The sequence below is a fragment of the Sporichthya brevicatena genome, from assembly GCF_039525035.1.
Classification (GTDB): Bacteria; Actinomycetota; Actinomycetes; order Sporichthyales; family Sporichthyaceae; genus Sporichthya; species Sporichthya brevicatena.
This window is the reverse complement of record NZ_BAAAHE010000030.1, coordinates 93,725-104,645: the sequence shown is the minus strand read 5'-3', so window position 1 is coordinate 104,645 and position 10,921 is coordinate 93,725. Positions and strand designations below refer to the sequence as shown.

8 protein-coding genes are annotated in these 10,921 nt (G+C 72.8%); all 8 read left to right on the top strand.

The features are described from left to right. Positions 1-130 precede the first annotated feature (130 nt). Positions 131-490 carry a hypothetical protein gene (locus ABD401_RS17515; protein WP_344607062.1) on the top strand — a complete coding sequence of 120 codons (360 nt, stop codon included), beginning with the start codon at positions 131-133 and terminating at the stop codon, positions 488-490. A 19-nt stretch (positions 491-509) separates the two neighbouring features. After that, positions 510-1,214, top strand: coding sequence for a nickel pincer cofactor biosynthesis protein LarC (larC, locus tag ABD401_RS17510; RefSeq protein WP_344607060.1), 705 nt, complete (start codon positions 510-512; stop codon positions 1,212-1,214). Between the two features lie 238 nt (positions 1,215-1,452). Beyond that, positions 1,453-2,577 (top strand): nitronate monooxygenase, encoded by a 1,125-nt coding sequence (locus tag ABD401_RS17505; RefSeq protein ID WP_344607058.1) that lies wholly within the window; start codon positions 1,453-1,455, stop codon positions 2,575-2,577. Next, positions 2,574-4,625 (top strand): acyl-CoA dehydrogenase family protein, encoded by a 2,052-nt coding sequence (locus tag ABD401_RS17500; RefSeq protein WP_344607056.1) that lies wholly within the window; start codon positions 2,574-2,576, stop codon positions 4,623-4,625. The genes ABD401_RS17505 and ABD401_RS17500 overlap by 4 nt, the downstream gene beginning before the upstream one ends. Positions 4,626-4,659: 34 nt before the next feature. Beyond that, positions 4,660-7,020, top strand: coding sequence for an enoyl-CoA hydratase-related protein (locus tag ABD401_RS17495; protein WP_344607054.1), 2,361 nt, complete (start codon positions 4,660-4,662; stop codon positions 7,018-7,020). Then, on the top strand, positions 7,017-8,822 hold the full coding sequence (locus tag ABD401_RS17490) for a long-chain-acyl-CoA synthetase (protein WP_344607052.1): 1,806 nt from the start codon (positions 7,017-7,019) through the stop codon (positions 8,820-8,822). Before ABD401_RS17495 ends, ABD401_RS17490 begins: the two co-directional genes overlap by 4 nt. Then, a complete protein-coding gene (locus ABD401_RS17485) occupies positions 8,819-9,427 on the top strand; it encodes a TetR/AcrR family transcriptional regulator (RefSeq protein ID WP_344607050.1) in 609 nt (202 codons plus the stop codon). The genes ABD401_RS17490 and ABD401_RS17485 overlap by 4 nt, the downstream gene beginning before the upstream one ends. Continuing rightward, the gene (locus ABD401_RS17480; RefSeq protein ID WP_344607048.1) at positions 9,424-10,908 is read left to right on the top strand and encodes an aldehyde dehydrogenase family protein; all 1,485 of its coding nucleotides are present in this window, start codon (positions 9,424-9,426) and stop codon (positions 10,906-10,908) included. The genes ABD401_RS17485 and ABD401_RS17480 overlap by 4 nt, the downstream gene beginning before the upstream one ends. Positions 10,909-10,921: the final 13 nt, after the last annotated feature.

The following is a 10,921-nucleotide window of genomic DNA, read 5'->3' as shown; positions in this document are numbered from 1 at the left end:
CCGGGATCCTGTTGGCCTCAACCCTGATCTGGATCAAGACCGACTTGATCAACACGCCCTAGAGGCGCGGCAGCGAATCATGTCCTCCGGCCGGGTAGGTTCGAGCCGGAACCGAGGGAGGGAGCACGGCATGCGGGAAACTCCACTGGCGGTCGCGTCGGGGGCGGGCCGGACGTTGTTCGGGGCGCTGGCCCTCCTCGATCCGCCCACCATCGCCAAGCTCGCCGACTTCGACCTCGACAACCCCTCCGCCCGGTTCATGACCCGACTGTTCGGCGCCCGCGACGTCGTCCTCGGCGCGATGACGGTCCTGCCGTCGACCCGGCGCTTCGCCCTCACCGCGGGGCTGCTCTGCGACGTCCTCGACGCCACGTCCGGGGCGCGCCTCGCCGCCGAGGGCGCCTCCGCCCGCGCGAAGCTCGGCACGATCGGCGGCCCGATCCCGTTCATCGTCGCCGGCGCCCTCGCCCTGCGCGCCGGGAAGCGCTGACGCGGAGTCGGGCGACGCGGTGATCGGCTGGATCGACGCCACCGCCGGTGCCGCCGGCGACATGCTGCTCGGCGCACTGATCGACGTCGGCGTCCCGTTGCCCGTGTTGCAGGCCGCGGTCGACGCCGTCGCTCCCGAGCCGATCCGGCTGCGGAGCGAGCGGGTCGTCCGCGGCGGTGTCGCCGCGACGAAGTGCCATGTCGACTTCGCCCCGAGCGACACGCACCGGCCGTGGGCGAGCATTCGCGCACGACTTGTCGCCGCCGACCTCGCGGACGGCGTGCGCGACCGCGCCCTCGCCGCCTTCGAGCGACACGCCCGCGCGGAGTCGGAGGCACGCGACATCGCGGTCGACGACGTCGACTTCTACGAGGTGCTCGACTCGTTCGCCGACATCGTCGGCGTCTGCGCGGGCTTCGAGCATCTCGCGCTGGAGTCGCTGACGGTGTCGACGATCGCGGTCGGGGCGCGCATCCTCGCGGGTCCACCCGAATCGTTGCCGCTGCCCGGCCGCGTCCTCACCCGCGTGCTGCGCGACATCCCGACGACGGCCGGCCCGATGCCCCGCGGGAGCTGCACCCCCACCGGCGCCGCCCTGCTCCGGACCCTCGCCGACTCGTTCGGCCCGCAGCCCCCGATGACCGTCCGCGCCGAAGGCATCGGCGCCGGCACCGACGACCCCGACACCCACCCCAACGTCGTCCGCATCCTCCTCGGCGACTGACCGCCCGCCGAAAGGGGTGACACCCTTTTCGGCGCCAGAAAGGGTGTCACCCCCACTGGAGATGACATCTCCACCGAACCCGGCCCCTCCCACTGGAGATGACATCTCCACCGAACCCGGCCCCTCCCCCTGGAGATGTCATCTCCACTGCGGGCCTTCCCTCCCGCGCGCGGCCGGGGTACGGTGCGGCATTACTGACGGAGAGCGTTCTGTAATTCGGCCCCCGGGAGGACCGCTCGTGCGCACCGCTGCCACCGAACTGCTCGGGATCGAGCACCCGCTGATCGGGTTCAGCCGTTCCCCCGGGGTGGTCGCGGCGGTCAGCCGGGCCGGCGGGCTCGGTGTGCTGGGCGCGACGGCATACACCCCCGAGCAGCTCGACGCGCAGCTGACGTGGATCACCGAGCAGGTCGACGGGAAGCCGTTCGGCGTCGACGTCCTGATCCCGGCGAAGTCGGTCCCCGGCGACCCGTCGAACCTGATCGCGAGTCTGCGCGCGCAGATCCCCGAGGCCCACGTCAAGTTCGTCGACGAGCTGCTCGCGAAGTACGAGATTCCCACCGACACGGGCAAGGCCCTGTTCACCGACGACCTGCTGTCCGGCCTGGCCGGGAGCGGGGCGGAGGCGCTGCTCGAGGTCGCGTTCCGGCACCCGCTCGCACTGATCGCCAACGCGCTCGGCCCGGCGCCCGAGGCGATGCTCAAGCTCGGCCGCGAGCACGGCGTGCCGATCGCGGCACTCGTCGGGTCGCCGAAGCACGCGCAGCAGCAGCTCGAGCGCGGCGTCGACCTGCTCATCGCGCAGGGCACCGAGGCCGGCGGGCACACCGGCACGATCGCGACGATGGTGCTCACCCCGGAGATCGTCGAGCTCGCCGGAGAGACCCCCGTGCTCGCGGCCGGCGGTGTCGCGAGCGGCGCGCAGATGGCCGCGGCCCTGGCGCTCGGCGCGGCCGGCGTCTGGTGCGGGTCGGTGTGGCTGCGCTCCGAGGAGGACATCACCCCGCGCGAGATCAAGGAGAAGTTCCTCGCCGCGGACAGCGGCTCGACGCTCCGTTCCCCGACGCGGACGGGCAAGCCCGCCCGTCAGTTGCGCTCCGCGTGGCACGACGCGTGGGAGTCCCCCGGCGCCCCGCCCCCGCTCCCGATGCCGCTGCAGCCGTTGCTGGTCAACGACGCCTGGAACCGCATCGACGCCGCCGCCGAGGTGGGCCACCCCGGCGCGCTCGAGCTCGAGTCGTTCTTCATCGGCCAGGTCGTCGGCCGGTTCCGGCAGCTGGAGCCCGCCTACGACATCGCGACCGGGATCGTCCGCGACTGCGAAGCCCGCCTCCGCGAAGTGGCGGCCCTGGTGACGCCGTGAGCGGACCGACGACCGACGCCGCGATGGGCGCCTCGGCGTCCGCGCTGCTCGCCGACGTCTGGACGCCGCAGGACCCGACCGCCGACGCGCTCGCCGCGGTCTGGAAGCACGCCGCCAAGGCCGGCTGGTTCGACCTCGAGGGCGAGGGTTCGGCCGCGGCGCTGATCGCGATCGCCGACGCCCTCGGCCGGGCCGCCTGCCCGATCCCGGTCGCCGACGCCTTCGTCGCCACCCGCCTGTTGCCCGCCGCCTTCGCCGACGAGGTCCGCCGCGGCGACGTGCGGCTCGCGGTCGTGCCGTCCCTCGACGGCGGCGTGCGCGGCCTGGAGGCGGCGTCGGCGCTCACCCACGTCCTGGTGATCGGGAACGGCTCGCTCGACCTGCACCCGGTGCGCGTCACGGGCACCGAGGCCGGGACCGCGCGGCCCGAGTGGGGTGTCGGCGAGATCGAGCCGGCGATGTGGTCCGCCGACGTCGGGGTCGCCGTCACCGACGCGGCCCGGACGCAGCTGCGCCTCGCGCTCGCGGCCCGGGCCGCCGCCGGGGCGGCCCGACTTCACGAACTCGCCGTCGCCCATGCGAAGACCCGCGAGCAGTTCGGCCGCGTCATCGGCACGTTCGGAGCCGTGCAGCAGCGCACCGCCACGGCGGCGATCGCGGTCGCCGGGGCCGCGCTGCTGATCGAGGACGCGGTCAGCGCCGCGGAGGCGAACGCGGACGACTGGGAGCTCCGTGCAGAACTGGCGGTCCGTCATATCGCCGAGTCCGCGCGGGGCGTCCTGCTCGCCGCGCACCACACGCTGGGCGCGGTCGGGTACTTCTCCGAGCACGTGGGGCCCTGGCTGTTCCGCCGGGTGCACGCCGACCTGGCCCAGTGCGCCGCCCTGGCCCCGAACGCGGGCGGGGTGACCGACCGCCTGCTCGACGGCGCCGCGCTGCCCGCCCTCGGCGGCGGCGCGGAGACGTTCCGGGCCGAGGTCCGCTCCGTCATCGCGTCGCTGCGGCGGGACGACGGCACCTACGAACCCGACGCCGCGCGGGCCGCGCTCGTCGACCGCGGCTGGCTCGGGATGGCCTGGCCACCCGAACTCGGTGGCCGGTCCGCCCCCCTCGACGAACTCGCGGTCCTCCAGCACGAGTTCACCTACGCCCGGGTGCCGGTCGAGATCGAGCTCGCGTCGGTGCTGATCGTCGGGGACGCGATCGTCGCCCACGGCACACCGGAGCAGCAGGTGCAGTTCCTCCCCCTCGTGCGCGAGGGCCGGATGCGCTTCTGCCTCGGCTACTCCGAGCCCGAGACCGGGTCCGACCTCGCGTCGCTGCGCACCCGCGCGAGACGCGTCGACGGTGCGTGGGAGATCTCCGGGCAGAAGATCTGGACGACCCGCGCGGACGTCGCCGACTACATCTGGCTCGCGGCGCGCACCGACCCGCAGGCGAAGCCGCCCCACGCCGGCATCACGCTCTTCGTCGTCCCGACCTCGACGCCGGGAGTGACGATCCGTCCGATGACCGCGCTGTCGGGCGAGACCGCGGCGACGGTCTTCCTCGACGACGTCCTCGTCGGCGACGACGCCGTGATCGGCGAGGTGAACGGCGGCTGGAAGGTGATCACCTCCGCCCTCGCCGGGGAACGGGTGCTGATGGGCGGGATCGCCGCACTGCTCCAGCGCGTCCTCGACGACGTCGTCGCCGCCGGCCGCCGGGACCCCGACCTGCTCGGCCCCCGCGGCTCCGCGAGCCGGGCCGCCCTCGACTCGGTGGCCGCCGAACTGCAGGCCCTGCACGGCCTCGTCCGCGCCGCTCTCGGATCCACCGCCCAGGCGCGTCTCGCCGCCCCGATGGCGGGCGTCCTCGGCGGAGAACTGGCTGAGCGCTTCGGCGGCGTCCTGCTCGACGTCCTCGGCCCGGACGCTCTGCGCACCGACGGCGCCGCCGGCCCGTGGCCCGAGTACCTGGGCCGCCTCGCCCCGATGTACGTCATCGGCGGCGGCACCAACGACATCCAACGAGGCCTGATCGCCCGGGGGCTCGGCCTGCCCCGCTGACCCGCCCGTCGTCCCCACAGTGAGCGAGGACCGCATGATCGACCCGAGCACCCCCGTACTCGTCGGTGTCGGCCAGAGTTCCGAACGCGTCGGCGACCCCGGCTACGCCGCGCTCTCCCCGATCGCGCTCGCGGTCGCGGCCGCGCAGGACGCTCTCGCCGACACCGGCCGCGATCCGGGCGCCATCGCCCCGCTGATCGACGTCGTCGCGACGACCCGTCAGTTCGAGAACTCGACGCCGATGGCCAAAGCGCCCTTCGGGCAGTCGACGAACTTCCCGCGCTCGGTCGCCTCGCGGTTGGGCGCCGATCCGCGCCGCGCGGTGCTCGAGGTCGTCGGCGGTCAGGGCCCGCAGAAGCTGGTCAACGAGTTCGCGGCCGAGATCGCGGCCGGCCGGGCGTCCTGGGTGCTGGTGGCCGGGGCGGAGGCGATCTCGACGGCCCGTCACCTCCAGGAGACTGGCGCCGCGGCCGACTGGTCCGACGACCCGGGCGGCGACCTGGAGGACCGGGGCTGGGCCCTGGCCGGGCTGCTCACCTACGCCCAGATGCTCCACGGCCTGCTCGACGCCCCCAGCCAGTACGCCCTCGTCGAGAACGCCCGCCGCGGCCGCCTGGGCCTCGGGCGGGACGAGTACCGACGGTCAATGGGTGAGCTGTTCGCTCCGTTCAGCACCGTCGCCGCGAAGAACCCGCACTCGGTTTTCCGCGAGGAACTCGACGCCGCGACGCTGTCGACCGTCGACGAGCGCAACCGCCTGATCGCCTCGCCCTACCCGCGCTTCCTCGTCTCCCGCGACCTGGTCAACCAGGGCGCCGCGGTGCTGCTGACCTCGCTCGGCGAGGCCCAGCGCCTCGGGATCGGCGAGGACCGGATCGTGTACCTCGCCGGGTACGCGGATCTGAGCGAGGCGAACCTGCTCGAACGGCCGGACCTCTCGACGGCGCCCAGCGCACCGGCCGCCATCCGGCACGCGCTGCAGGTCGCGGGCAAGTCCCTCGACGACGTCAGCTGCTTCGACCTCTACAGCTGCTTCCCGATCGCGGTCTCGAACGTCCTGGACGCCCTCGGGCTCTCGGCCGACGACCCGCGCGGGTTCACCCTCACCGGCGGGCTCTGCTTCTTCGGCGGCGCCGGGAACAACTACTCGGCCCACGCGATCGCCGAGGCCGTCGGACGCGCGCGGTCCGAGCCCGGCTCGCTCGCCCTCGTCGCCGCCAACGGCGGCGTCCTGTCGAAGTACTCCGTCGGGCTCTACACGACCACCCCCAGCCCGTGGCAGCCACCGAGCAGCGCCCACACCCAGGAGGAACTCGACGCCGTCCCCCGCGTCGCCACCGTCGCGGCCCCGAACGGATGGGCGCGTCTGGACACGTGGACGGTCAAGTACGGCAAGTCCGGTGCCCACGCGATCGTCGTCGGCCGGATGGAGTCGGACGGTCGCCGCTTCGTCGCGACCGGGGTTTCCGGCGACGACGAGTTGCTCGCACTCCTGGAGGGCGAGGACAACCCCGTCGGCACCCGGATCTACGTCCGCGCGACGGGCGCGAACAACCGCGTCGCGCTCAGCCGTGCGGCACTGGAGCGACGGCTGCCGACCCGGCCCGTCGGGTTCCGCGACTCCTACGAGTTCACCACCGTCGAGCGCCGTGGCCGGCTCCTGGAGGTGACGATCAACCGACCCGACCTGCGCAACTCCCTGCACCCGCCGGCGAACGAAGAGCTGGAAGACATCTGGAACGCCTACTTCGCCGACCCCGAGCTGTGGGTCGCGATCGTCACCGGCGCCGGGGACGACGCGTTCTGCGCCGGCAACGATCTGATCTACAGCGCCTCCGGCAAGCCCACCTATCTGCCGGTCACCGGGTTCGGCGGGCTGACGGGACGTCAGAACATGGCGAAGCCGGTGATCGCCGCGGTCAACGGGTACGCCCTCGGCGGCGGGTGCGAGATCGCGCTCGCCTGCCACCTCGTGGTCGCCGACGAGCGGGCGACGTTCGGGCTCAGCGAGGTCAAGGTCGGCGTCTTCGCCGGGGCCGGTGGACTGGTCCGCCTGCCCCGCCGCATCCCCCCGAACGTCGCCAACGAGCTCATCCTCACCGGCCGCCGGATGGACGCCGAGGAGGCCCGGAGCTGGGGCCTGGTCAACCGGGTCACCCCGGCCGGAGAGTCGCTGAGCGTCGCGCGTGAACTCGCCGATCAGATCCTCACCGCCTCCCCCACCTCGGTGCGTCTGTCCCTGCAGGCGATGGAGGCCATGCGCGGTGAACCCGACGAGGTGCGCGCCCAGGAGCGCCAGTCCGCCGCGGCCGACGCGCTGATGGTCAGCGCGGACATGATGGAGGGAATGACGGCCTTCGCCCAGAAGCGCGCTCCGCAGTGGAGGAACCGATGAGCGCGAACGCCGACCTGATCTCGGGCCGAGAGTTCTACCTGCGCCTGATCCGCAAGCTCTCCCACCGCGGCGTCCTCCCGGCCCTGATCAAACTCCAGCGCCTCTCGGACTCCGAGCAGGACTCGATGGGCGCGCTCCTCGAGCGCCGGGCCGCCGAGACCCCGACCCAGGTCGGGCTCCGGTTCGAGGACGAGGTCTACACCTGGGCCGAGATCAACGAGTGGTCCAACCGGTGCGCGCACGCGCTCAAAGCGGTCGGCGTCGGCAAGGGTGACGTCGTCGCCATCTTTCTGACGAACCGTTCGGCGTACATCCCGGTCGCGATGGGCGCACTGAAGCTCGGGGCGATCGGCGCGCTCGTCAACACCGGTCTCCAGGGCGACGTCCTGGCCAACAGCCTCCGGCGCGCGGCTCCGAAGGTACTCGTCGTCGGCGAGGAACTCCTGCCGAGCCTGCGCACGATCCCCGAGACCGAGTTGCCGGCCCAGTGCTTCCTCGCCGAGGAGGCCGGCTCCACCCCGCTCCCGGCGGGCTTCACGTCCCTGACCGCCGCCACGGAGTCGGCGGCGTCGACGAACCTGCCCGAGACCGCCGCCGTCTCGTTCGGCGACCCGGCGTTCTACGTCTACACCTCGGGCACGACCGGCATGCCGAAGTGCGCGATCAACAAGCACCGCCGGCTGTTCATGGGCGGTCTGTTCGCCGGCAAGGCGCTGCGCGAGATCGGTCCGGACGACGTCATCTACTGTCCGCTGCCGATGTACCACGTCACCGCGCTCATGGGCGGTTGGTTCGCGTGCCTGTTCACCGGCGCGACGTTCGCCCTCGCGCGCGGGTTCTCGGCCTCGAACTTCTGGAACGACATCCGCAAGCACGACGCGACCGGCTTCAACTACGTCGGCGAGATGGCGCGCTACCTGTGGAACCAGCCGCCCTCGCCGGACGACCGCAACCACCGCGTCACCAACATGATGGGCGCGGGCCTGCGGCACGAGATCTGGGACGACTTCAAAAAGCGCTTCGGCATCGACGCCGTGTACGAGGTCTACGGCGGCTCGGAGTCCCCGGCCGGCTTCGTCAACCTGTTCAACTTCGACCGCACCTGCGGGTGGTCGCCCCGCGGCATGAGGGTCGCGGCGTGGGACCACGAGAAGGACGACATCGTCCGCGACGCGAACGGCCGTGGGATCGCACTGAAGCCGGGTGGGCGCGGGGTCCTGCTCCAACAGATCTCCGCCCACCAGCAGTTCGACGGATACACCGACCCGGAGGCGACGCAGAGCAAGATCCTGCACGACGTCTTCAAACCCGGCGACCGCTGGTTCAACTCCGGTGACCTGGTGCTGAATCAGGGTCACGGCCACATCCAGTTCGTCGACCGCCTCGGCGACACGTTCCGCTGGCACGCCGAGAACGTCGCGACCACCGAGGTCGAGGGCGTGATCAACGGCTTCGCCGGCATCGAAGAGGCCATCGTCTACGGCGTCGAGGTGCCGGGCATGGAGGGCCGCGCGGGCATGGCGCGCCTCGTCGTGGAGGACCCGACGAACTTCGACCTCACCGGCCTCGCGCGGCACATGCGCGCCGGGCTGCCCGACTACGCGGTCCCGCGGTTCCTCCGCCTGACCAACTCCGAGAGCGACGTGACCGGGACGTTCCGCTACAAGAAGTCCGACCTCAAGGACGAGGGCTTCCGGCCGTCCGGCGGTGACCGCGTCGTGCTCGTCGCGCCGGGGTCGGACCCGCAGGACCTCACCGACGACGTCGAGGCCCGCATCCGGTCGGGCGAGATCCGGCTGTGAGCACTCCCGCCGTCACCGGCGCCGGCCCGGGTCGGCCGCCCGACCCCGGGCTGGCCGACCGCGTCCACCGGGCGGCGTGCCGGGTCTACGGCCGGCACGGCTGGCGCGGCTTCACGATCGAGGCCGTCGCCAAGGAGGCGGCCGTCGGCAAGGCGTCGATCTACGCCCGCTGGTCCTCCAAGGAGGACCTGCTGACGGAGTCGCTCGCCGCGCAGGTCGCGTTCCGCAGCGACGTCGACACCGGCGACATCCGGTCCGACCTGACGGTCCTCGCGCAGAACGTCTTCGACTTCTTCGACGGTGAGTTCGGGGCCGCGGCTCTGCGCCTGCTCGGCGAGGCGCGGCTGAACCCCGACCTCGGGATCCGGTTCGAGGCGTTCCGGGACGACGCGATCCGCGCCGCGCGCAAGGTCGTGCGCCGCGCCATGGACCGGGGTGAGGTGTCCCGCGACACCGAGGTCAGCGCGCTCCTCGTCGCGATCTTCGGCGGCGTGATCATGCAGGTCGTCAGCACGCCGATCTCGCCGACCAAACGCCAGCGCGTCACCGCGGCGCGCGACGTCTCCGCCCTGGTCGATCTCGTCCTCAAGGGGGTCCAGACATGACCGAGGTCCTGACCGAGCACACCGCCGACGAACTGCGGGCGGCCTACGACCGGCAGCGCGCCGCGTTCCTGGCCGAGGGCCCACCCTCGGCCGCGGTCCGCCGCGACCGCATCGACCGCCTGACGCTGATGCTGACCGAGAACGCCACCGCGATCGCGGACGCCGTCGGCGCCGACTTCGGCTCGCGCCCGCGGTCGACCAGCATCGTGAGCGAGGTGCTCGGGATCGTGCCCGACCTCGAGCTCACCCGCGCCCGGCTCGCCACGTGGATGAAGCCCCGCCGGGTGCTGCCGGTGGCGGGCGCCCTCGGGCTGCCGATCCGCGTCGAGCCCAGCCCGCTCGGGGTGGTGGGCGTGATCGCCCCGTGGAACTTCCCGGTCGGACTGCTGGCCGAGCCGGCCGCGGCCGCGTTCGCGGCCGGCAACCGCGTGATGGCCAAGGCCTCGGAGGTGACCGCACGCACCGGCGCACTGCTCGCCGAGCTCGCCCCGCAGTACTTCGACCCCGCCGAGTTCACCGTGTTCTGCGGCGGCCCGCAGACCGCGGCTGCGTTCAGCTCGCTGCCCTTCGACCACCTGTTCTTCACCGGCTCACCCCAGGTCGGCGCGCTGGTCGCCCAGGCGGCCGCGGCGAACCTGACGCCCGTCACGCTCGAGCTCGGCGGCAAGAACCCCGCCGCGGTCGGTTCCGGCGCCGACGTCGCGAAGGTCGGGGCCCGCATCATGGCCGCGCGCCTCGCCAACGGCGGCCAGCTCTGCCTGTGCCCGGACGAGGTTTACGTCCCGCGCGCGCAGGTGCACGCGTTCGTCGACGCCGCGCAGACCGCGGCCCGCGCCAGCTTCCCGTCGGTGCTGCACGGCGAGGGCTGGGTCAGCATCGTCAACGAGCGCAACTTCGACCGCGTCGTCGGTCTCATCGAGGACGCCGTGGCCAAGGGGGCCAAGAAGATCGAGGTCGCTCCCCCGGGCGAACGACTTCCTGACCGGGCGTCACGCCGCATCGCGCCGACGATCCTGCTCGACGTCACCGCGGACATGACGATCGACTCCGAGGAGGTCTTCGGCCCGGTCCTCACCGTCCACCCCTACGACCGGATCGACGACGTGATCGCCCGGCTCGCCGACCGCCCCGCCCCGCTCGCGGCGTACTGGTACGGGCCGACCGGGCCGGACTTCGAACGATTCCGGTCCCGCACCCGCAGCGGCGGGATGACGATCGACGACTTCGCCGCCCACTGCGCCGTGATGTCCGCCCCGTTCGGCGGCGTCGGCCGCAGCGGCTCCGGCGCGTACCACGGCAAGGCGGGCTTCGACACGTTCAGCCATCTGCGCACGATCGTCCACAACAAGACCCCGGTCAGCGTCGCGCAGCTCATGGTTCCGCCGTACCCCCGCGGGTACGACCGCGTCGTCGCCGCCTCGGTCGGGCTGATCCGCCGCACGGCCCGGCGGCGCCGGGCGCGGGCCGGTGGAAAGGCGTGACCGAACCGGTGAC